Origin of the sequence: Sphingobacterium sp. Ag1 (genome assembly GCF_000988325.1) — a bacterium.
Classification (GTDB): domain Bacteria; phylum Bacteroidota; class Bacteroidia; order Sphingobacteriales; family Sphingobacteriaceae; genus Sphingobacterium.
Map to the genome: position 1 here is coordinate 1 of NZ_LBGU01000012.1, position 23,802 is coordinate 23,802.

The following is a 23,802-nucleotide window of genomic DNA, read 5'->3' on the forward strand; positions in this document are numbered from 1 at the left end:
TTAGTTTTTATTTCTATATTTGGCTATAAATTGAACGTATGCGGACATGTTGTTGCGTCCTATCTTGGCGCTCCTAGTATATATTTAACGTTAAGAAGACTGATAACGTGACGAGAATATTGGTTGCTCATTATTCAGGCATGTTCGTAGCGTTCAATTGAAATAATAGGTACATGTGCGTAGGTTATCAACGCGGGGTGGAGGAATTTTCGAATAATTGAACTATCTACTAAGCTGTACCTATGGACTTGCCATTTACTAATCATCATATGTTTATTTTTAAAGCCAGGTTTCGAAATCTGGCTTTTTTATTTCTTATGCTATCAATTGTTGTTAGTTTTAATCTTTGACAAAGCTTACATCGGTTATTTTATAGGAAAAATTATCTTTTTCCCGTTCATTTACAGGTTTTTCCATCTCATTGTAGTGTACTGTTCCTGTCATCTTGAATGTTGTATGAGAATCTAGGTTGATTTTTTCTCCCTTATCGTCAAATACATAAAAGTTCTTAAGCGTATAATTTTTCTGATCTGCAGGAATTTCAAATAAAACATTGTTCTTTTCTGTCCCTACAGGTAATATAACGCTGAATGCAGTGAACTTTTCAGAACTAAACGCATGGGATTTAACTACGAAATTCATGGCCATAGTTTTTGATTTTCCTGAAGAGAATGTAAAAGAAGGCGCATCAAATTCACCTGTTAACGTAATGGTTTTGTTTTGGTTGTCATAGTTTGATTCGATCGCTTTTACCGTATCGACAGAACTACCATTGCAAGATGAGAACAACCCTATGGCTGAAGATACTAATAATGATGTTGAAATTAAGTGTTTAGTTTTCATGGGAAAAATTTCATTAATTGTAAAGACTATTTTTATTGATAGACAACTTCTGCTTATTTATGTTTTGGTAATCTATCGAAGATTTTTTGGAATCTTCAATAGACACACCTTCATGCTGATTTATACTCACATTCAATAACATCCGCTGATCAATTTTTATAAAAGTAAGGTATTGCGGAAGAGGTTTTAGCACTTGATTTAAATTTGGGGGGAATGGATTTAAATTCGCATACATTGGACTTTTTTTCGTCTAAAAGAGGTCGGTAGATGATCAACTCAAGTTTTTTCGGTGGAAATGCCAGTAAACGGGCTATATGGAAATTGATCCTAAACTATTACCTCATATTATGATCAATTTCTTGATTTAAAAAAGACCAAGTTAATAATTAAACAAGTGAGCGTAAGTAAAGAACAGCAAGTTCGGATGTTATTCCAAAATACCCAGGGTTTTTCAAAGGCATCCCGTGCAAGTCTTAAAGATTTTTCTGAAGATATCGATAGGTCGATCGAGGCCAATTGATTGTTCAAGGGGACATTTTGTGTGCCTGTGACTACAAATACACCAATGATATAGCTTAGGCATGCTACTAGTATTAGATAAAATTTTGGTGACGATAGATCAAAAAATAATATTGTAGCCATCAATAATAAAATTGGGGCGCCCAGAAAACAGCAGTAAAAAGCTGAGTTTAGTATTTCTTTATTAATATTTTGCATGGCGGTCAGATAGGCTTTATCGTTGAGTTTATGGAGTCCCAAATTGACCGAAAAGGTATACGAAAAAAATAAGCCTGATATGATAGCCGAACATATTGTTGCCAGCGCTAAAATGATGTCTTGTAATTTCATGTCTATATTTTTTTGATGTATCATGTTTTGCTGAACTCAATTGTCTAAGCGTTCTGATTTATCAAAGCATTGTTTTCTTATCGTAAATTTTTCGAAGGAGTTGAGGCTAAAAAAAATACATACTTTCGTTGCTCTCGACCTTAGACAATACAAAAGTTGTGATAATCAGGGAGTCAATATAGAATAAAAACGACAGTAACCTATTTTTTGTTAAATGACGCTGGAGTTGTGCCTGTGAAAGTCTTAAAGACACGAATAAAATGCGATTGGTCGGCAAATCCATTTTCATAAACAATTTCGGTTATCTTTTGAAAGTCTTTGCTATTGAGCTGTTTAAAAGCGGCCTGAAACTGTACCATTTTAGCGAATTGTTTAGCGGACACCCCAGTTTCCTTGAAAAACCTTCTTTCAAAAGTTCGGATGTTCAATGCTTCTCTTTTTGCAATTTCTTTAATAATGATTTGGCCCTGGTTTTCGATGATTTCAAGAATTGCTCGCTGAATCGAAAAATCAAGTTTATTTTTCTTGCTATCGAAAAAGCTGAGAAGCGATTGTGTCAATAGTTGGATGCTGTTTTCAGTTGTTGAAAATGAGGATAATGTGCCGGTAAGTTGGTGGAAGGTTGTATTTGAAGGAGTATCTAGATCATAACAGTCGTCGTTTATGCTTTCGGGCGAGATGCCCCAAAATGTCCGTAATACAAATGGGTAAAATTGAAAAACGATAATCTGAAAAGGGCCTTTTACATCGATTGAAATCGGTTTTATTGTCTGACCATAGAGGAAAATCTTTGACATTTTTTTATCATGAGGCTTGATTGTAAAATCACCATAGCATCGTTGAAACAATAAACCAGGGTAACCATCAGCATAAAAAGGTAAGTTTACGCAATCATTCGTCTGACTTTCAAACACTAGGATCGCCTTTACGAATAATGCAATGGATGTATCTGGACTGATAATCTGAGGCTTCATTTATAAATTGTTTGGCTTTGCTTTACGACTTTTTATAATTTTAAATATACAGAAATATGAAATAAGAATATATGGATAATCGTTGGATTTCGATTAGTGGATTTACTGTGACCCGTAGTGTTTAAAGTATATGTCGTTGATTCAACTTATTTGAAATAGTAGAGCGGTTTTTTTCTTCTCACCTGAAATAATTGTGCATGTTCCAGTAATTTAACATAATTATTTTGCCAATAATTGGCAATCCAATTTGAATCCAATGAAGGGTTGTAATGACTCAGGTCACTTTTTAAAACGACTGAATCCACTGCTGTTCCAACATTCCAAATGCTTATTTTGCTGTAACGTCCCCTGTAGGGAGGGGTATAACATTTAATAGCCTGCACGCAACTGTCAACCGAGGGATAATCATAACTGTCGAAATTATCCAATGTTGCAATGCTGATTTTCTGATAATTTTCATCAATCGCAAAGAGTTCTGAATGTGTTTCGATGATTTCTCCGCAAATTGAGTTCCTGGATTTCTCTTCGTTCCAGAAATACTGAATAGGAAAACTATGCTTATAAAGCATGGTTTTCCCTTTGATTTTAAGTGGTTTGCTGTTGTGGTATTCACCTATCTCAATAAAATTTTCAACCTTTGGATTAAACAAATAGGTATGTTCTTGCCACTTCTTGTTCCATACAATATCTTCAAAACCGTCTTTGTTTTGATCGGTAAACGATAATCCTGAATTATTGGTCCCATAATCCATATCTCGCATAATGAGGTGCCATTGATTATTTTGCAGCTTTTCGACCTGAAAGAAACACGCTGAGTCGTTCTTAAAGACGGAAAATCTATAACGCTTATTTGCTATAAAAGAACAATCTTGTTCTATCAGGTTGTAATTCGAAGTTTTTAGGCTATCGATTTCCTGGTAGACTAGAAAGGAATCCGGTAATTGCACATGCTTGTTGTGCGAGTTACAACTAAAGAATGCAACAGCGCATATTCCCAGCAACAATTTCCAGCTCTGGTTTATTATTTTTGTACGGAATGGCTGTTTGAAATGTCTCATATCAATTAAGCTGTGCCGGTGCGTATTATTGATCGTCTGTCGTATACCTTTGTTTCAGTGAACCGTGACAATAATGGTTTTAATTTTTAAGATTCGTACTGTTGTTAAATAGCGTACAAAATAAATTGACTTTTTATTATTGTACTCAAAATTGAAACTACCATTATAGTTGGCTCCCACTAAATTTATTTGTGTTCAGGTCGGTTGTTGAAAGCGTTTTTAGAAGTTCTCTGGCTGCAGCGCTACCGGCACGGTTTGCACCGATTGTCGATGCTGATGGACCATAGCCCACGAGGTGAATTCTTGGTTCTTTAGCGACCATGGTCGCTAGTCTGCCTGCCATTTGAATGCCGCCCTGTTTTTCTTTTGGTAGCACTGCGTCTAGATGGCTCAATGAACTTTTAAAGCCTGTATTCCAAAGTATAACATCTGCTTGTTGTTCTGTTCCATCAGCCCATTTGATCCCCTTTGCTGTTATTTCTTGAAACATTGGAAAACGTTGAAGGACACCCCGTTTTTCCATCTCCTGGATTTCTGTAGAATAGGGGAGGCCCGTAACGGAAACGACAGACAAAGGTGAAAGCCCCAATCGTACACGTTCCTCTACCATAGCAACCGCATTATGCCCGGCCATGTCATCAAATGGCCCCTCTCTGAATAAAGGCGGTCGTCGTGTTACCCAGGTTGTCGTTGTAACCTGGGAAATTTGGTCCAATAGCTGAATGGCAGAAATACCGGCTCCAACAACAATAACATGTTTGCCACGAAAATACTCTGCAGTTTTAAAATCCTTTGTGTGAAGTTGCTCGCCCCGAAATAATTCTGCACCTGGATAGGTAGGAATATAGGGGTTTTCCCATGTTCCAGTGGCGTTGATAATACCGAGTGCTGAGAAAAGAGTTTCTGTCGTATCGATATGAAAGCGATCTTGGTATATGTAGACTTTTTCTACTTTAGCTGGTCGATATACTTGAAGTCCAAATTTTTCTTCATAAAGTTTAAAATAATGGGGAACAGCGGTGTTGGCTTGAACTTCCGCCCCTTTTGTTGATAAAGTCTCCTCAAACGACATGCCGGGCAAATCGTGTATTTTATTGACTGTACTTAAGGTAAGGGAGTCCCAGCGAAATTGCCAGGCTCCTCCTGGTGCAGAGGCTTCATCCAGGATGATAAAATCCGGCCCGATTTTAAGTCCGAGCTTCTTCAAATGATAAGCAGCAGAAAGTCCAGCCTGACCCGCACCAATGACTGCAATTTTTGTTTTGTAGCGAATGTTCTTTATCATACGAAAGAGGAGTTAACGCCAACCAAGTTCGGGAGCTACGTGTTCCAAAATGGCTGAAAGAATGTGGACATTGTAGTCGACCCCTAGCGTATTTGGAATGGTCAATAATAGCGTGTCGGCTTCCTGTATTGCTTCATCTTGCGCTAATTCCTTCACGAGTTGATCTGGTTCTGCGGCATAACTTCGCCCAAAAATCGTCCGCTTGTCCGATTCGATTATCCCAATTTTATCTGTTTTGTCAGCCTCTTGCCCGAAGTAATAACGATCTAAATCATCGACCAGAGCGAATATGGATCGACTGACCGAAACGCGGGGTTCACCAGGGTGCCCTGCTGCTTTCCAGGCCTCTTTGTATAAACGTATTTGTTCGGCCTGCTGAATATGAAAAGGTTTGCCATTTTCATCATATTTCAAAGTGGAACTTTGCAGGTGCATCCTGTTTTGAGCAGCCCATACCGCAGTGGCATTTGAAGCTGCTCCCCACCAGATACGATCGCGTAGCCCTTCCGAATGGGGTTCAAGCCTCAGTAAGCCAGGCGGGTTTGGAAACATTGGATAGGGATTTGGTTCAGCGAAGCCCGTGCCTGTAAGCTTTTCTAAAAATTCCAATGCTTTTTGCCTTCCCATATCAGCATCTGTTTCACCTTCGGCGAGATCGTAACCAAAGTAACGCCAACCATCTATTACTTGTTCAGGGGATCCTCTACTGATGCCGAGCTGCAACCTGCCCCTAGAGATTAGATCTGCAGCCCCTGCGTCTTCCACCATATAAAGGGGATTTTCATAGCGCATATCGATGACCCCTGTGCCGATCTCAATTTTTGAGGTTTTGGCTCCAATGGCTGACAATAAAGGAAAAGGAGATGCTAACTGATTCGCAAAATGATGTACCCGGAAATAGGCACCATCTATGCCTATTTCTTCAGCAGCTACTGCCAGATCAATGGATTGCAATAAAGTGTCACTTGCCGTCTGCGTACTGTATGCTGGATGTTTGGACCAATGGCCAAAAGATAAAAAACCTATTTTTTTCATAAATCAAAAAGTGATTTGATGTTTATCAAATTTAATAAATGTTGCGGTAACTTTGATGGTAGTGATTGTCCGATGCGTGTCAATAATAGCTGGTTTGAATTTGTCAAATGACAAGTAAGCTGAGGCTTAAAAAGCGTAATTTTGTCTATTATTCAACTATATAGATGATTCAGAATGACGTTGTCCGACAAATTATTAAAGCAGATTGAGTTTATCAAAGAAATCGATAAGATTAAGTATGTCCAGCGCAAAACAAAACTTTTCAATAGTGACCGTCCCGAAAATGATGCTGAACACAGTTGGCATCTCGCTCTTATGGCCATTGTACTTTCAGAATACGCAAATGAACCCGTAGATTTGTTAAAAGTGGTCAAGATGGTATTGATACATGATATCGTCGAAATTGATGCTGGTGATACCTTTATCTATGATACTGAGAAAAATCATTCCAATACCAAAGCAGAACGTTTAGCTGCCCAACGGATTTTTGGCATTTTACCTAAGAAGCAAGGAGAAGAACTTATTGCGATTTGGGAAGAATTTGAAGCCGGTCAAACGCCAGAAGCACAGTTTGCACGGGCGATGGATCGATTGGAGCCACTTTTACAGAATAGTTCCAATAATGGTGGAACCTGGAATGAACCTGGTGTAAATTATAAACAGGTTTATGCAAAAAAATCTGTCATTAAGGATGGTTCGACGGTACTCTGGGAATATGCCGAAAAATTGATCGATGCTGGAGTTGTTCTGGGTATTTTGAAAAAGGATTAACCTAGGATTTTTCACAAAGGCCATGGCGGAACATAGGGTTACATGGCTGCACAGCATCCAATTGTTTTTTGATGGGCGCTGATTAATTGGCCAGCACCAAAAACTAAACATTCGTGCTGGCCATCCTTATTTTATGAATCGAGTTTAATCGTCATCATCCTCTTTTTTTTCACTTACTTTTAAGAAAGCGGCTCTTTTTGGAGCTGGAGCAGATTCACCCTTAAGTCCCTGCCATAGAATTTCATTGAATACCAAATCAGGTACCGCATCTTCTTTCGACCAATCATATTTGTCACTCCATACAGCTAGTTTCCCTTTACTTGGATTGCGCTCGTCGAGATCTACATTTGCGTCGACATGATCAAATGGAGTATAATCGGGGTTATTGCTAAACGATCGCCACATGGGTGTTGCTGCAGCATCGTATTGCGTCATTGGTTTCATTCCTAAAATTAGCTCTATAGTTCTAATCATCCCCGAGGTCGAATACATGGTGTGATCTACAGATTTTCTTTTTACATAGGGACTAATCAAATAGGCAGGACTACGGTGTGCATCCACATGGTCAGGACCATTCTGGGCATCATCTTCCAATATAAAGATCGCAGATTCTTTCCATATTGGACTCTTGCTGATATGGTCAACAAACATCCCAACAGCGAGGTCATTGTCCGCTACATGTGCATAAGGGGACTTTTTGCCGGCACGCATCCCTTCCGTATGGTCATTGCTGATTCGAATGGTTGTCAATTGGGGCATTTCTCCTTTTTGGATGAGTTGATCAAAATCAGCTTTCCATTGTCTTATACGTGTGGTGTCGGCAACACTCAGGTCATAACTTGTATATCCAGTGGCAACATGCCCTTCCAAAGATTTTACGTTGGGTTTTCCTTTGTCGGCGAATTCACCATAGGTACGATAAGTTACCTGATGCCGTTTGGCATTATCCCAGATAAACCCACCTTTGTTGTTGGCTATTTCTCGCTCTCCTTCACCGCCGTAAGTACCGCCGCGGCCGCCATAGCTTGATGGCCAGGTTTTTTCGAGGTAATCTGTGGCATAAGCACCCATACTCCAATTGTGCCCATCCGCACTAACCTCGGCATCAACATAGAAATTGTCTAAAAGCGCAAACTCATTGACAATTTTGTGTTGATTGGGCGTGATTTTTTCGCCAAATAAACAAAGTGCGGGGTCACCATTTCCTTGCTTGAGGTCGCCTAGCACCTGATCGTACGTACGATTCTCCTTAATGACATAAAATACATATTTGATCGGGGAGGGATTTCCCACTTTCATGGGGATGGGGTTGCCTACTTCCCCTTCTGTTTGCAGCTCTTTATCTTTTGAATAGGGCGTATTACGGTATACCGCCTGAGAGTATAGCGCGAGTTCTTCCGGTTTAGGATCGGGTATAAAGCTTAACGTTCCTTTAAAAAGACCGGCAATATATTGGATCCCTTTTGGTTTGTTGAGGTCGCCTGCATGACGATCGACTTTTTCCTTTTGATCTGTTGGATTGGGACCTTGTGGATTCGCTTTGGATGATAGACCTTTACCATTGGTGACCAGGATTGTTTTACCGACTACTTTTACATTCGTTGGATACCAGCCCACTGGAATAAATCCTTTCGAAATAGATCGGCCAGGCTTACTTACGTCGAAAACGGCTAAACAATTGTTGTCTGCATTGGCTATGTAAAGGGTTTTACCATCTGTAGATAGAGCAACACCATTGCTGGTCGATCCACTTGGCGCATGAGGATACAACGCTGCATTTAATGTTTCTACCACTGTGCCCGTTTTGGTGTCGATAATGGAAACGGAGTTGTCATTTGCATTCGCAACGAAAAGCCATTTGCCATTTTTACTAAACGTAATTTCATTTGGATGGCTACCCACAGAGATCTCTTTGGTTATCTTATTTTGTGTAACATCCCATACTAAAATCTTTTCTCCGCCCCAGACACTGATATAGAGTTGTTTTGCATCAGGTGTTAGCTGGCAGGTATACCCCTCAGCTCCCAAATCATAAGTTGCTTTCGTTGCTTTGGTTTTTAAGTCGATGACATATAGTTTTTTATCTTCTCTGGTGACAGTATATAATTGCTGTTTGTTTTTATCATCTACAGCCAATCCGGCGACTCCTATTTTATTGGGCCATGGTTTGCCAAGAACAATAGAATCTTTGGCTGTAATTTTCTCACCATTGATCTGGTAGAGCCTGATCATGTTATCATGTCCTCCAGAAACATACAGCGTATGATCATCGCTCGAAAAAGCCAATCCATACCAAGCTTTTGGTATAGCAATGCTATCAATCTTTTGTTGTGAAACCAGATCGATAAGATCTATTGTTTGTGTACTTTGTCCATTATTGCTGACCGCCGCGAGCCTTTTGTGATGACTGATCACTAAATTCAGCGGTAAATCTCCGAGTTCAATTTGTTTTCCAACAGGTGTCACTGTCCAGCCATTGGGTAGCCCAACTTTATTGCTTTCCAAGACCGAACTAATCCTATTGTGTATACTGTTTTGACTGAAGGTGAGCTGCGAGGTTGCAAACATGCAGGTTGTCAAAATGAATGTTCCTATTCTTTTCATAGGACATATTTACGAAATTGAACAGTCAGACTAAATAGGAGGCATCAAAATTAAAGAAAACTTAATACTGGAGGGGCATCTTGGCCTAGATTATTAAAAAATGGAAATGGTCAAGCATTGACTGGGTATAAATTTCAGCTTTGATTCCATTTTCCTGTTTTTAATATTTTCGATTTGAAAGGGTAAAACTAATTAAATAACGGATCAACAGTTGATAGGTAAAAGTCTGTTGTTTACCGGTGGAAATTGTTCTTTCGCCGAAAACTTATGGTGTTTTAAAATTTCTTTTTTGAAATTGGATTGATAAACTATTCAATCTTTATTTATGGTACACTTCTTTAATTCATTGGTAATTTTAACTGTAGTAGGATGGGTAACCCTTTGTACTAATGTGGAAACCAAAGCTTCCCAGGAAAATATTGTAGACAGCACAATCACATACAGATCTTCTGTCAATCGTGTCATGAAGACCAACAGTGTCCACAATATGCGAAAAGATAAAAATCAACCATATACAGATTGCAAAGATCCTATTTTGTAATTTCCACTTTCTCATTGAGAGCTAATGTTTATATTATTGAATAAAATAATTTTTAAATTATTTTATTGTTATATAGATTAATTTCGTATATTGAGTTATATTGAAAAATCAAGAGCGTACGTTGTGGCGTCTGTTTCTTTGTGTAGAGCTCTAGCGTAATTTCTAGCTTTTTGAAGCCTATATTTTTAAATTGATTATTCTTAAATAGCTTGTTATGAAAAAGAAAAGTTCGTCGTGGTTTTTTTATGCCATTATCGCTATTGTCATTTGCGTATTTCTATTATTGAATCTACCGGAACTTATTCAGGGATTTATGAACGGTTATCATTCAGTTGTTAAATAACGATTCGATGTTTACCGTTTAATTTGCCATACTTACCGAGTTTTTTACGATGTTTATCTAAACTTTATAGCTGTTGTACGCCCCGTATTGTAGTTTAGAATCAGTAAATGGAATAGGACTAACACCAAATTTCTTGAATGGAACTTAATCAGATCTAATGAAACGAGTCGAAATATTTAAAACCGATGTTTATCGGATGAAAGATGCACAGCGAATTGTCGCAACTCTTGTCAGCCTGTTTTCCACCTATAAAATTAACTTCGATCTAGACGACGAAGAGCACATTCTAAGAATCGAATCTTCACAGTTGGAAATTGAAACCACCAGCATTGTTAGCAAGATGTTTGAGTGGGGGTATCGTTGTGAAAGAATCATTTAACTGGGCCATTAAAATAAAAAAATCGAAAATATTTATTTTTCATTGTAAATTGCACCCGTGATTTGCGAAATCTCCGCTGTCGGAAGAACCCAAGGTTTTCCCGTCAAATAGCGGTCAATTTCTTCACCATTATTCAAAAGTCCATTTTTTTAGCTTAATATATCGGATATGATTGGCAATAGCATGCTCGTTTTTTTAATGCTCTTTATTTTTAATACAGACTGTTTTGCACAAAAAAGAACACCGTTAACGATAGGCACGTCAGAGATATTGCATTCAAAAGTTTTGGCTGAAGACAGAATGATCAACATTCATCTTCCCGACAATTATAACCCCAATGATTCTGTTCGCTATCCAGTGGTATATGTTCTTGATGGTAGTATGGATGAAGATTTTTTTCATATAGCCGGTATTGTACGTTTCAGTACACAACCCTGGATCGATAGATTCCCGCAAAGTATTGTTGTTGGAATCGGTGGAAACACACGAAGGAGAGATTTTACCTTCCCTGTTGAAAACACAGATTTTATAGAAAAGGAAGGTTTTCAAAAAGCGAGCTTTCCTTCGTATGGTGGTTCAGAGAAATACCGGATATTCCTGAAAAATGAATTGATCCCTTATATAAATGGCAATTTTAAATCGAACGGAAAACAGACTTTAATTGGAGAATCATTGGCAGGACTTTTTTCATCAGAAATATTATTTAAACAACCCGAATTATTTGATGATTATATTATTATAAGTCCAAGTTTATGGTGGGGAGAAGAGTCTTTATTGACGCATGGGGAGAAGTTTCTGCAAACTAATTTGAAAAAAAATATAAAGGTTTACCTCGGTATCCCCAACAAGGAGGAAGACATAAGAATGTATGATGAGGCTATAGTGTTATCGGAGATTCTTAAACGAAACAAGAAGATTCATTTTGTATTTGATTACATGCCGGATGAATTGCATTCGACTGTAATACATCAAGCGGTCTACAACGCTTTTAAGAAGTTGTATCCAAAAACGGTCTATTCAAAGTAGTAATATGTCTATTCTGAGATTAGTTTTATTTTATACTTAGTTTTGTGCGATCATGCCACTCATCTTCCAGGATTGACATCAAAAGCTTGTCGTGAAATTGATTATCACCTATAAAAATAAAATACTCTCCAGATCTGTTTGCTTTGGAAATATTACAGATGCCTGTGTAACCAATTAGTTTATTAGAGTCGTTTAGGAAAATTCCACGATTAAAATTTTTAGAATCGTTGACAACGGAGAGAAACCAATTGTCGATTTGATCCCTTGTGTTTAGCGACTGAAAAAGAGAAAGGGAGTACTTTATAGACATCTCATCATTGATCCATTCATAAAATGGAGAGACATCTTCGAGTGAGAGTAGCTTTAAATCGATCATTGTATCATAAAAATGGTGTTCGTTATTTCATTAGCGAATTTACCGCTTTATTTTAACGGCTTAATGATTACTTGATCGACCATTTTCCCCTGCTGATCGAGAATTTTGAAGATTCCTTTTTCGTCGTCTAAATCTACGCGGAGCACATTGTTGTTGGAATTTACAATGATCGGAAATTGTACTGTATTTGTCGCATTTTTGATAATGTGTCTATGTAAATGTCCTGATAACATGATCTGTGTTCCTGCTTTGTTGAGGATAGGAACAAATTTCTCCAAAATCTCCTGTTCCCCGTGCCAGCCACCAAAAGGGGGCATATGGCAGATTACGATCTTATATTTAGCATCTTTAAATGACGGGTCCTCAACTGCTTGAGCTAACCAGACCGCTTGTTCGCTTCTATAGTTATCCATGTCTACAATACCGCTGTATTCAATGTCGGTATCGGGCTTGTCTTCACCGCAATCTAAGACGATAAAACCGGTATTCCCATGCTTAAATTGGTAATATAGTTTACCTGTTGGTGTTGGGAAATATTTGGGATATTCAATGGCAAAAGGTCCACGTGTTTCATGATTGCCTCTTGCATAAAACATTGGTTTTTCACTGGCGAACTTTTTAATGGCGGTATCCATGAACCCCTCATACAGCTGTGTTTCACTGAGTAGATTACTAACCATATCACCGTTGAATACCACAAAGTCACTTGTCTTTAGATTGCCGATATCCAGTAGCTTATCGAGTACCTCATTGCGTTCATGAATATCATTGACAACCGTAAAATGGGTGGAGCTGGCATGGCCAAAGGTTTGGAAAAATAAGGGGGCCTTTTGATAAACATCACTGGCTACTACTTTTCCATATTGTACATTGACGCCAACATGTTTGAGGACTTCCTGACTATATACGCGATATCGGTATCGGGTTCCAGGTTTTAAGTCATTCAATGTAACTTGATGCAGCGTACCTACTTTTTTAAAGCCGTAGGCAGCTGCGTAATATTTAGGTCTTTCCTTAAAATAGAAGTGACTGGAATCGTCTGGTGCCAGTTCAACCCAACCGGTCGCGGGCTTGTCTGTCGTCCAAATAATGGAAACAGATTGCTCTGTTAATCCTTGGATAAAAGGTAAGTGATTTATTCTGATCGCATCCTGACCAACTGCCATAAAACAATTGAAGAACAACAATAGGATGATGCATTTTAGTTTAGTCATTGTAATACCTGGGTCTATAATTGATTTTGGAACCTAAATCGGTTTTTTCTTGCGCTAAAGATATAAAATTGTGTGAACAAGCTATGGATTGAAATGTAACAGTCTTGCTAGACTAAAAGATGTCTCGTTTTGTTTTTTGCTAAAAAAGTGCTGTAAACAGGTAATAATTAAGAAAATGTGACCTGTGTTTGGCACTTATATTTGGAATAACCTAAGTAAGAGCACCTAATCAAACACAAATGAAAAAGATAGTTTTATTTTTATCTGTGTTTCTAACTTCACTAATTGCACTGGGCCAGCAGATCACGGGAACCGTACGTGATAAAAATGGTAAACAATTGGCCGGAGTAACTTTGAGAAACACGAGTACTTCCAACAGTACACAGACCGATGATCAGGGGAATTTTAAGATTTCAGGTAAATCCGGAGATATCTTAGAGACAAGTTTTATCGGATACGAGCGGGCTCGTCAACCCATTCCCGAGGCAGGCAAAATGACCTTTACCCTGGTCGAAACATTGAGTATTCTAGATGAAGCCGTAGTGATCGGTTACCAGAGTACCTCCCGCAAAAAAGCGACCGCTGCGATTTCAAGTATTTCGGGTAAAGATCTGGAAAATCTTCCGGCAGCCAGTTTTGACATGTTGCTTCAGGGAAGATTGGCCGGCGTCAACGTTCAGAATTTTTCTGGCGCTCCGGGTGCATCGCCAACATTGGCTGTTCGTGGTACATCGGCCGTTAGCCTGAATTACTCCAATGACGATTATTACAATGTCATTAGTAATCCACTCTATGTTATTGACGGAGTTCCGCAGCCAACGGAACAATTCGTAGGCCCGAATACAGGAACAGGAACAAATTATCTAGCAGGTCTGAATCCGAATGATATCGAATCTGTGGATGTGCTCCGAGATGCTTCTGCCGCCGCAATTTATGGTTCTAGGGCAGCAAATGGGGTGATCATGATCACGACGAAAAAAGGGCGTAACGGAGATCCGCGTTTTATGTTAACCGGATATGGTGGTCTAACGCAACGGCCCGAACTCCGTGAAGTGACACTCGGAAGAACCGAGCGTGAGCAGAAGATGAGGATACTAAAGAATCAGCTTTCTTCCAACGATTTCAGAAATCTGCCCTTTATGCTTACCGATTCGTTGAACCCTGCATTCAATGGGAATACAGATTGGCAGGATCTATTCTACCAAAAAGGAAAGATTAAGAGTGCAGATCTTTCTGTTAGCGGCGGGTCAGCGATTAGTTCATATCGTTTTAGTGGGAACTATTACGATGAGGCGGGAATCATTAAAGCAACCGGATTTAAACGCTATACTGGAAGGCTCAATTTGTCCAGTAAGGCAATCAATGAACGTTTAACGATCAATCCCATTGTGGCCTATTCGTATAATAAGCGAGCGCGAGGAAGCGGGAGTGACGTGAGCCCAATTGCCTTGAGTGCCGGTAGTATGCCATCATCACTTTTTAATCTTTCAGATGCAAAAAAAACTTACCTTTTGGGTACCTATAATAGTAGTCTTGATAACAATGAATCTTCTAATCTGAATACCAATCTAAATCTGATTTTCAATATTGCACCAGGATTAACTTTTACTTCCCAATCCGCCTATATCAAAGATATGGCCAATAGGGCTTATAATAGGCCATCAGCTTTGATGAGCGGTGCCGGTAATTATTCGTCAGCTTATTCTTATGAGAATAGCCAAGTCAGGATATCGAACTTTTTAACTTATATCAAACAGTTTGGAAAACACTCTTTAAATGTACTACTGGGCCAGGAAGCGGAAAAAAATAAAATGCAAAATGTATCCGCATGGGGTAGTCAGGGGGTATCAGATCAGATCCAAGTGGTTACTGGATTTCTGCAAAATAACATCGGTGCCAACTCCGATTTGCAAAAGTGGTCACAGCTGTCCTATCTCGGTCGCTTTTCCTATGATTTTGATAGTAAATACCTGTTTTCAGGGGCTGTCCGTGCGGATGGATCGTCCCGATTTGGAGAAAACAACAAATGGGGATATTTTCCGTCCGCATCTGTCGGCTGGATTTTAACTGAAGAAGATTTTCTGAAAAACAATCCTATATTCACCTTACTTAAAATTAGAGGAAGTTATGGATTGACCGGATCTCTCCCTAAAAGTAACTATTTGCAGTATAATCTCTATAATGTCAATAATGGGGGGTATCAGGGTAATTCCGGAGCAACTTCCTATAATGGCCAAGTGGCTATTACACCAAACTTTAATAATGGCGTTGCCCAAAAAAATCTCAGCTGGGAGCGCAATAGGCAATGGAATTTAGGTGTCGATATGGAATTGTACAAGGGACGTTTTACAGCTATGGTAGATGTATTTAATAAGGAAAACTATGATGGGCTATTTGACGTCATGCTTCCCGTCACGTCCGGATACGATTACGCCAAAACAAATTCGGTAGGAATCCGCAATTCAGGTGTCGATATTCAATTGTCTGCTGATATGTTCCCACGTAGCTCCACATTGAGCTGGCGGTCCAATTTAAATATTTCCTATGTCAAGAATCGGATCATGAATCTGCCAAATGGCGGCCGCGATATGGTCATGGATGGCGATCGATTTGATAAATCTCATATCCTCTCGGTGGGCAGCCCGATCAATGCATTTTATCTCTATAAAACTCTGGGGGTTTTCTCGACCCTGGACGATATTCCGGTCAATCCATATACAGGCGAACGCTATCGAAATTCCAATGGGACATTCAATCCCGGAGATTTTTATTTTGAAGATATAGATGGCGATTATTTTGTAGACGTATTTAATAGTGGTATTAATCCAGATAAAAGGGCGATTGGAGATCCTAATTTTAAGTGGACCGGAGGCTGGAATAACGTCTTTAGTTATAAAGACTTTTCGCTTACTTTGTTTTTTACCTACGGTTTTGGGAGGGATGTACTGAATCTTTTTGAATCAGATCAATTCAGTAACTCAACTTCGGGCGATGCGACTTCAAATTTTGCTTACTATTCGATACGGGATCTGGACAAACTCAATATCTGGAAACAGCCCGGCGACAAGGCCGAATACGCAAAATATGATATCGGCACCTATCGTTACTATTACACCTCTGCGCAGACTTTCTTTTTAGAAAATGGTTCCTATATGCGATTTAAGAATCTGATTTTTTCTTACAACCTCCCTGAACGAATCAGCAAGAAATGGAGTATTTCCAAAGTGAGATTCTTTGGCATAGTGGATAATGTAGCCCGTTGGCAAAAATCAAAAAAATTACCTGATGCCGAGGCTGTAAACCCATATGGAGAGTATAACGGTGGTGGTTATCCGATTCCAAGAAAATATACATTAGGATTTGAACTAACTTTTTAAGACGATGAAAAGATTTTTTTTAAACTATAGACTAGCGGTGCTATTGATGCTGGTTTTCTTGCTAGGGTCATGTAAAAAGTTTTTGGTGGAAGAACCCGTCAATTCGACTTTCGCGGGCGCATATTGGAAAAGCTCAGGGGATTTACGGAGTGCTATGGCAGGTAACTATGCTTTGGTACGGGATGTGATGAATTCGGGTAACTGGAATCCGAGTCCACGATACTTTATGTATGGCGATGCAATTGCCAAGAATTATTTTACAATCCAATATAATGGTGATGGACTCGAAGGGATCCAAAATGGAGATTTTACATTTCAATACAATGTAGAGAATTTTGGAGATTGGACCAAGTACTATAAAGCGATTACGATGAGTAATATCATTATTAATCGAGTTCCCAAGGTGGCGGACGATTTACTGACCGATGTGACCAATCCAACGAAGTTCAAAAATGAGATGCTTGGAGAGGCTTATTTTTTACGGGCGTTCACTTATTTTATGATGCTACGCGTGTGGGGAGACGTGCCCGTGGTAACGGAAGAATACGACGACCCTATTTCTGCTCCAGAATTAGCACGAAGTACCAAAAAAGAGGTTATGGCGCAGATCGAGAAGGATGCACTGCAGGCACATGAATTGTTGCCTTGGCAATATTCACTTGTTGGGAACGCCAAAGTCACAGCCAATAAAGGCGCGGTGAATGCATTGTTAGCTCATTTCTACCTTTGGAAGGCAACAATGAGTGATGTCAATTCAAACCAACCTGATCTCGAAACGGTAGACAAAGCAGATAAAGCCATCGATGAAATCTTAAATAATGGTATGTATTCATTGACCGACACATCTAATTATTATAAGACTTTCGAAGGACTTTCGAGTGAAGGTATTTTTGAAATTGCAATGAGTGAAAATACACGCGAAGGAACCAATCAACATATTGCCAATATGTTTTTGAGAACTGCGCAGCTGGCAACTTCTGGAACAAATTCGAGGTGTTATGTCAATGCAGATTATCTGACAAATCATTTTTATAAAATAGACCAGGTTTGGGACTGGTATTGGAATACAAGTTTGCAGCAGTGGGAGTGGAAGGCGATGCCTTCACAGGTCTTCGACGATAGTGATATTCGTTGTAGACGTAATTTTACCGATCTAAACAGTGATAAACCGACTTGCGTAAAATATCAAAGTGTTGTCTACCGTAATCCCTCACAAAAGCAAGATGCTTATGTTAGCAATAATCTGATTGTCTTTAGGTTAGCGGATATGCGCTTGTTGAAAGCCGAAATTGCACTCTATAGAAATCAAGTTTCCAAAGCAATAGACATCATCAATGAATTTAGAAAAAGGAATGGCGCCGATGAATCTGCCTTTGTGGATAATACATCGAGTAAAGACGATGTCATGTACGAATATATTATTGAAAGAGGTAAGGAACTTTATCTCGAAGGGCATATTTTTTATGATCTATTGCGAACAAGACAATATAGCAATTTTGTACCATGGCTCTCGGAGTCCCGCTTCCGTCAGGAAGGATTCTATTGGCCAATTAATCCAGCCCTATTCAAAAATAATAACAAGTTGACACAGACCTCATACTGGAGAGGAAAGGTGTAAGCACTAAAAAAAGAATTATGAAAAAGATAACAGGATTGTTTGCGTCAATATTGATTTTTCTTTTCGCATGTAAGAAGGATAATTATAAAGTCGATGGTGGAAAGAGCGATGCCAACGTGCACCAGACAACTTATGATTTTTTGAAGCAGCATGGTAGCTTTGATTCGTTGGTTAAGATTATAGACCGTGCCGGTATTAAAGATATTGTGAATTCAGATGTCACGTTCTTTGCAACGAGCGATTATGGCGTACGGGATTATGTAGCCGCCAAAAAACAACAAAAGATCATTGAGGTGGGAAACGAAAATATTCAGTTCGGGATCAATAACATCCCAGTCAAAGAATTACGTGATTCGATGATGATCTACCTATTCGATGGAAAGATCACACGAGAAAATCTCAGCCCTGACAACAAATATTTTGTAAGCAAGCTTGGTGCAATTCCCAATGTCAGGTTCAATATCAAATTGCGCAGAACACGTGACTACAGCGATTATCTGGATTATGTAGATTATCTCAATTTCACAAAGGTGATCGGTACTCTTGATGCTGAGGAACCCGATTATAATGCGATTCCAAAAGATCAACTTGATAAATCCTATGATTGTCAAACCTCGGGAATTAGGACGACGACAGGTGTATTGCATGTATTGCAAAACACACATCGTTTATTTTTTAACGCCGGAAAAATGGCTGATTAGAAACTGATATGAAAACGAATTTAAAAATTTTATATAGCCTGCTGTTTGCTTTTGCGCTGACTTCTGGCTGCAAGAAAATTGAAAACGGCTTTTTGAGCGAAGGTATACGATATAAAGATAATACCATCTTTTGCAAACGTGGAATGTCCCTAACGATGTCTGACCGTATTAATACAGATGGTTCTACGCCCCCCTATACATTCGAAATGTTAAACTTAGAAGATGAAACCACGGGTAAACCCGCACCGGATGTATTTTTTAAGGAATTTGACATTTTAACCTTTAAGCCCGGTTTAGTGTTCAATGCCGAGACAGATACCACGGTCGAACTACTCAATAAAAAGAGAGAAACAGTAAAGAAAGCCCCGATGGAATTTAATACAGTCAGTGGACAGCTGGTTTTTAATCGAGCTTCTGCCAACCTACCTTTAGGGCGTTTTAATTTTGATGTCAAAATGACCAACCCTAGAGGAGAGCGTGTATTCCCTAAATTGGCAACCATCGAGATTGTAGAACCTACGATTGATGATATGTTTAAAGTAACCTATCAAGCGGCAAGTGGATCGAGTGCCGCAGAAGTTTTTACCGGAATTACAGCCCCAAAGGTGACTTGTACAAAAATTTCAAACGATGGCGCCCGTGTTATCCTAAAGATCGTCGATAAAAATGGAAATGCATTCAATCCTAAAAATGGAGAAGTGATCAAACGGGGGGATCGACCGATGTTTGAATCTCATGTGAAGTTTAATCCAGTCCAAGTGACAGATAATTCGTTGATCTGTGATTTTGAGGTTGCACCTTTTCCGCTTGCTAAATTAATTGGAAAAGATGGAACAGATTGGGGTTTTCTCAATTACTATCGCATCCCCATGAAGTATGCCCAAATCGACGGTTTAAGTGCTAATAATGTCAACCCCGTTTTTGGATTCCAGCTATTGATGGAAGGTACTTATGAGGTTCAGGTAAAACTGCCAACGGTAACGCGTATTACACAATAAAGATTAGGGGAGCATAGTAAGCTCCCCAGACTTTATTAAACCCAGATCTTTATTAAACTTAGATGCCCACAGTGCGAAAATTAACCAATTATGAGCAAATTTTGACATTTTATTAGATGTAAGATTGACATTTCTCAATATGTTGCGCTTGTTGTTTATATTTAGTAAAACCAATGTTGAGTAACCTAATACTAACATGCTATGAAAACGTTACAATTTAATATTCCTGTAATTAAAGGACAAAGCATCACTGTCCAGGAGGATATCTCGGAATCGTTCTATCCACATTTGCATCGTCATCAAGAAGCCCAGTTAATGTGGATTACGAAAGGAAAAGGTGTGTTGCTTGTGGATGAAACCCTCCATCCCTTTAAGGAAAACGATATCTTTTTCATCGCTGCTCACCAAGCACATGTATTTAAATCTGTATCCGACGATAAGGCTGGTGATGCCGCTAGATCCATTTCGATCTTTTTTGATCCGGAAGGGAGGTTGAAACAACTTTTTATGTTGGGTGAATTTGAATCCTTGGAGCAATTTTTAAGTCAGGATTCCAGGGGATTTAAGATTCCGGAGGTGGATTTCGACATGGTATCTAAGCGTATGCTGTTATTAAAACAATCGGAAAAGATCGATAAAATGATGCATTTCTTCTATTTGCTCCGGATACTAGCCCAAATTTCAAAGAGAACAGATGCGCTCTGTCCCGAACCGATGGAGACCGTAGTCGGTTCCACTGGAAAAAATAACCGCATAGAGAAGGTTTGTCATTATATCAATACACATTTTAAACATGGGCTTACTTTAGAAAGTGTAGCAGAAAGAGCACATTTGTCGCCACAGGCATTCTGCCGTTATTTCAAAAAACACTGTGGAATCACCTTAGTTGGTTACCTTAATCGGATACGGATTAATGAGGTTTGCAGTCAATTGGGAAAAGATCATTTACATTTGGAAAATATCTCATTTATTGCTTATAACTGTGGCTTCAATAGCATTACAAATTTTAACCGCGTATTTAAACAGATTATCGGCTGCACACCGAAAGAGTATATTTTGCGCTATGATCAGCGCTATACAGAAAATTCAATTGTTTCATATGTTTAGTTTAAGGCCACGTCGTGAGACGTGGCTTTTATGTGGAGAGATTTAGTACGATCAGAAATCCTAATATTCCTAATTTTTGAAGCATAATCTTCATAGACGGTTTTATATTTGATTAGTAACGTGTTGTTTGGAGTATAAAAGTAATATAGCTATTATCCGCAATAAATTTTATAAAAGCGTCATGTACTATCCTGAAACTAAAGAAAAACTTGTCTTATGCTAAGGTCGATTGGAAAATCTATCTATAAATTCGTTAATAATAACGGAAAATCGAGGCCGTATTTAATATTCAAAAAATAAAAATTGGCAATGGAAAATTATAGTCAAACTATCCAGTTGGGTGTAACAAAGGATCGGGTATTTAAAGCACTAACCGATGAAATACCATTTTGGTGGACAATCATGTTTGAGGGCTCTTCCAATAAGAAGGACGATAGATTTACAATTCGCTTTGGAGATCTTATTTACAAAGTAATGCAAGTGGAAGACTTACATGAAAATGCAAAAGTTGTTTGGCATGTCGAAGATTCATTGATAGCCCTTCCCGGATTGAATAATCAAAAAGAATGGATTGGCACAACGATCGTTTGGGACATCACAGAAAAAGAAAACGGGATTGTGTTGCAACTTGAACATATTGGCTTATCCCCTGAAATCGAATGCTATGATATTTGTACAGATGGATGGCGACAATTTGTGAAAAGTTTAGAAGCATATATTGAAACAGGTAAAGGGAAGCCTTTTTCGAATTGATCCTTGCTAGCAAATATAGCTTCTGTTAAGGTATTACTATCTTCATAGTGGGTTGGATGTGACAACCAAGCTTCCGGAATGGATTTTTTATCATAATAATATATAACTGTGAGCCTGCCCTTGGGGGGCTCCAGTATCTGTCTCTCCTCCGAGATTAATAATCCCTAAAGCAGTGCCTCTATAATTTTTCTTTCCTCCCAAAAGTACCATAGGCTTGATTCTAAGCTGTCTATCATATATCCATTAGATCCCAGCTCATCTTCAGATTTACTCCTGATGTTATGTAGATTGATGCGGTCGAAATAAAACCTCTCCACTGTGGAAAGAATTGATTGGATCTGAATTCATTGAAACTAGAATAGCTATAATTTCTGGTAGAAGCTTTGTTAATTGTTTGATTAATTTATGAAAATAACAATTAAATTAATAATCTGTTTGATGAAATAATTGAAATAATTTACGATATTTGAATGAATTATAAAACTGTGAAGAAATAAAAATTAATATGCTTTCTGAAATATCAATGGCCATATGGATCTGCATTGGTGTGGAAAGCATTTATTTCTAGAATTGAATAAGAACAATGGAGTATTTTTCCCAACTTGGATACCATTCTAACGAAATCATAAAATTCGCTGCCGCTAGCGGAATCTTTTCCCTACTTTTAAAATGTGGTAAAGTAATCCATTTTACACCACAAGATCCGGAGCATTTTAGAGCCTGGTTGACTGAAAAAAACATTGAAGATATTAAAAGCGAAAAACAGCAGCGAGAATTTTTGAGGACTAGCATTTAATACCATAAACAGTAGATAATATTTTGGTGAAAAGCCAAAAATTATATTTTTTTATATAAAAAATCAATTTATACGATCTTATGAAAAAGACATTACTTCTATTGGCGCTGCTGATTTGTATGACCATTAATAGCTTTGCCCAAGAAAGTTCGATGTTATGGAAAATTTCCGGTAATGGTCTAAAACAAGATTCTTATTTGTTCGGTACGATCCATATGTTGTGTCCAGACGACTTTGTCATCAAACAGAAGAATTTAGATGCACTAAATGCTAGTAAAAAGGTAGTTTTTGAAGTTGATCTTTCCAAACCAGAAAATGCAAAATCTCTACAGGCATTTACTGTTTCGGATCCGAGTTTTATAAAGTCATTTTCTGAAGACGATATCAAAAAGATGGACAGCGTGTTGATCGCACAGCAGCTTTCAATCAAATTGTTGGATTATGTATCACCTGTTGCTGTTATATCCTTGTTCTCGATGAAAGGATTTAATTGCCCGGATCCGACAAAGATGAAGTCTTATGAGGTTGAGCTTTCAGCACTTGCGACCAGCCAAGGAAAGGTAATAGGAGAATTGGAGACACCTGATTTTCAATTTAATTTGCTGAAGGATCTTATTACACCCAAATTGTTCATGGAATCTGTTTTTCAGTTGGACGAATACCCTGCATTGACAGTCAAGATGGTTCAAGCTTATAAATCAGAGAATTTGGAAGAGTTGACAAAATTGCTCCAAGATCCAGCCTGGATGACGAAAGAACAAAAAGAAAAATTGTTAATTGGGAGAAATTTGAATTGGAGTAACCTGATACCCCCTATGATCAATGAAGAATCCTGTTTTATTGCCGTTGGCGCAGGGCATTTGGCCGGTGATCAGGGGCTGATTACCTTACTCGGAGAAAAGGGATTCAAAGTGGAGGCTATAAAATAAATCTTATCTTAGTGGTTATTTAAAACTAAGAAAAAAATGGCATCCGAGCATAACAAAACAGTAGAGATATTGAAAACAGGTGTCAAGACATATATTCCACTGCAAGATGTAATTCAGGCATTACGATTTATTATCTCTACTTCGGCGGCAAGCTGTGTAAAGGAAATTAATATGCCGGCAATGTGTGATTTTAATCTATAACTTTGCTTTTGATATGCTCTTCTT

21 protein-coding genes are annotated in these 23,802 nt (G+C 38.5%); 12 read left to right on the forward strand and 9 right to left on the reverse strand.

The features are described from left to right. Positions 1-339: 339 nt before the first annotated feature. From AAW12_RS00465 to AAW12_RS00495, 6 genes are all read right to left on the reverse strand, one after another. Positions 340-843, reverse strand: a complete 504-nt coding sequence (locus AAW12_RS00465) for a hypothetical protein (protein ID WP_046671663.1) — start codon at positions 841-843, stop codon at positions 340-342. A 351-nt stretch (positions 844-1,194) separates the two neighbouring features. Next, positions 1,195-1,716, reverse strand: a complete 522-nt coding sequence (locus AAW12_RS26785) for an anthrone oxygenase family protein (protein ID WP_053003473.1) — start codon at positions 1,714-1,716, stop codon at positions 1,195-1,197. A 176-nt stretch (positions 1,717-1,892) separates the two neighbouring features. After that, positions 1,893-2,666: a helix-turn-helix domain-containing protein gene (locus tag AAW12_RS00480; protein WP_046671665.1), complete on the reverse strand. Its 774-nt coding sequence runs from the start codon at positions 2,664-2,666 to the stop codon at positions 1,893-1,895. Positions 2,667-2,812: 146 nt separating this feature from the next. Beyond that, positions 2,813-3,724 (reverse strand): hypothetical protein, encoded by a 912-nt coding sequence (locus AAW12_RS00485; protein ID WP_046671666.1) that lies wholly within the window; start codon positions 3,722-3,724, stop codon positions 2,813-2,815. A gap of 163 nt (positions 3,725-3,887) precedes the next feature. Then, entirely contained in the window at positions 3,888-5,009 is a 1,122-nt protein-coding gene (locus AAW12_RS00490; RefSeq protein WP_046671667.1) for an NAD(P)-binding domain-containing protein, read from the reverse strand. Between the two features lie 12 nt (positions 5,010-5,021). Next, complete coding sequence (locus AAW12_RS00495; protein WP_046671668.1) at positions 5,022-6,044, reverse strand: LLM class flavin-dependent oxidoreductase; 1,023 nt, start codon at positions 6,042-6,044, stop codon at positions 5,022-5,024. Between the two features lie 174 nt (positions 6,045-6,218). Between AAW12_RS00495 and AAW12_RS00500 the strand changes: the two genes are divergently transcribed. Continuing rightward, the gene (locus AAW12_RS00500; RefSeq protein ID WP_046671669.1) at positions 6,219-6,815 is read left to right on the forward strand and encodes an HD domain-containing protein; all 597 of its coding nucleotides are present in this window, start codon (positions 6,219-6,221) and stop codon (positions 6,813-6,815) included. A gap of 144 nt (positions 6,816-6,959) precedes the next feature. On the opposite strand, the gene AAW12_RS00505 is transcribed toward AAW12_RS00500, so the two are convergent. Next, complete coding sequence (locus AAW12_RS00505; protein ID WP_046671670.1) at positions 6,960-9,419, reverse strand: bifunctional YncE family protein/alkaline phosphatase family protein; 2,460 nt, start codon at positions 9,417-9,419, stop codon at positions 6,960-6,962. Between the two features lie 755 nt (positions 9,420-10,174). Here AAW12_RS00505 and AAW12_RS26710 point away from each other — a divergent pair. From AAW12_RS26710 to AAW12_RS00520, 3 genes are all read left to right on the forward strand, one after another. Further along, entirely contained in the window at positions 10,175-10,303 is a 129-nt protein-coding gene (locus AAW12_RS26710) for a hypothetical protein (protein WP_262506829.1), read from the forward strand. A 157-nt stretch (positions 10,304-10,460) separates the two neighbouring features. Beyond that, on the forward strand, positions 10,461-10,682 hold the full coding sequence (locus AAW12_RS00515; RefSeq protein ID WP_046671672.1) for a hypothetical protein: 222 nt from the start codon (positions 10,461-10,463) through the stop codon (positions 10,680-10,682). A gap of 168 nt (positions 10,683-10,850) precedes the next feature. Then, the gene (locus AAW12_RS00520; RefSeq protein ID WP_046671673.1) at positions 10,851-11,708 is read left to right on the forward strand and encodes an alpha/beta hydrolase; all 858 of its coding nucleotides are present in this window, start codon (positions 10,851-10,853) and stop codon (positions 11,706-11,708) included. A 25-nt stretch (positions 11,709-11,733) separates the two neighbouring features. Here AAW12_RS00520 and AAW12_RS00525 read toward each other — a convergent pair whose 3' ends face one another. Next, positions 11,734-12,084 (reverse strand): GNAT family N-acetyltransferase, encoded by a 351-nt coding sequence (locus AAW12_RS00525; RefSeq protein ID WP_053003474.1) that lies wholly within the window; start codon positions 12,082-12,084, stop codon positions 11,734-11,736. A 47-nt stretch (positions 12,085-12,131) separates the two neighbouring features. Then, entirely contained in the window at positions 12,132-13,298 is a 1,167-nt protein-coding gene (locus AAW12_RS00530) for an FN3 domain-containing metallophosphoesterase family protein (protein WP_046671674.1), read from the reverse strand. A 239-nt stretch (positions 13,299-13,537) separates the two neighbouring features. Between AAW12_RS00530 and AAW12_RS00535 the strand changes: the two genes are divergently transcribed. The 8 genes from AAW12_RS00535 (at position 13,538) to AAW12_RS26145 (ending at position 23,778) form a co-directional block, all read left to right on the forward strand. After that, positions 13,538-16,675 carry a SusC/RagA family TonB-linked outer membrane protein gene (locus tag AAW12_RS00535; RefSeq protein ID WP_046671675.1) on the forward strand — a complete coding sequence of 1,046 codons (3,138 nt, stop codon included), beginning with the start codon at positions 13,538-13,540 and terminating at the stop codon, positions 16,673-16,675. Between the two features lie 4 nt (positions 16,676-16,679). Then, the gene (locus tag AAW12_RS00540) at positions 16,680-18,293 is read left to right on the forward strand and encodes a RagB/SusD family nutrient uptake outer membrane protein (protein ID WP_046671676.1); all 1,614 of its coding nucleotides are present in this window, start codon (positions 16,680-16,682) and stop codon (positions 18,291-18,293) included. A gap of 17 nt (positions 18,294-18,310) precedes the next feature. Then, complete coding sequence (locus AAW12_RS00545) at positions 18,311-18,994, forward strand: hypothetical protein (protein WP_046671677.1); 684 nt, start codon at positions 18,311-18,313, stop codon at positions 18,992-18,994. Between the two features lie 8 nt (positions 18,995-19,002). After that, a complete protein-coding gene (locus AAW12_RS00550) occupies positions 19,003-19,992 on the forward strand; it encodes a DUF5007 domain-containing protein (RefSeq protein ID WP_046671678.1) in 990 nt (329 codons plus the stop codon). 201 nt (positions 19,993-20,193) lie between these two features. Beyond that, the gene (locus AAW12_RS00560) at positions 20,194-21,099 is read left to right on the forward strand and encodes an AraC family transcriptional regulator (protein WP_046671680.1); all 906 of its coding nucleotides are present in this window, start codon (positions 20,194-20,196) and stop codon (positions 21,097-21,099) included. Positions 21,100-21,408: 309 nt separating this feature from the next. Beyond that, entirely contained in the window at positions 21,409-21,852 is a 444-nt protein-coding gene (locus tag AAW12_RS00565) for an SRPBCC family protein (protein WP_046671681.1), read from the forward strand. Between the two features lie 876 nt (positions 21,853-22,728). Beyond that, positions 22,729-23,577, forward strand: coding sequence for a TraB/GumN family protein (locus AAW12_RS00575; RefSeq protein WP_046671683.1), 849 nt, complete (start codon positions 22,729-22,731; stop codon positions 23,575-23,577). A gap of 36 nt (positions 23,578-23,613) precedes the next feature. Then, complete coding sequence (locus AAW12_RS26145) at positions 23,614-23,778, forward strand: hypothetical protein (RefSeq protein WP_197083948.1); 165 nt, start codon at positions 23,614-23,616, stop codon at positions 23,776-23,778. The last annotated feature ends 24 nt before the right edge of the window (positions 23,779-23,802 follow it).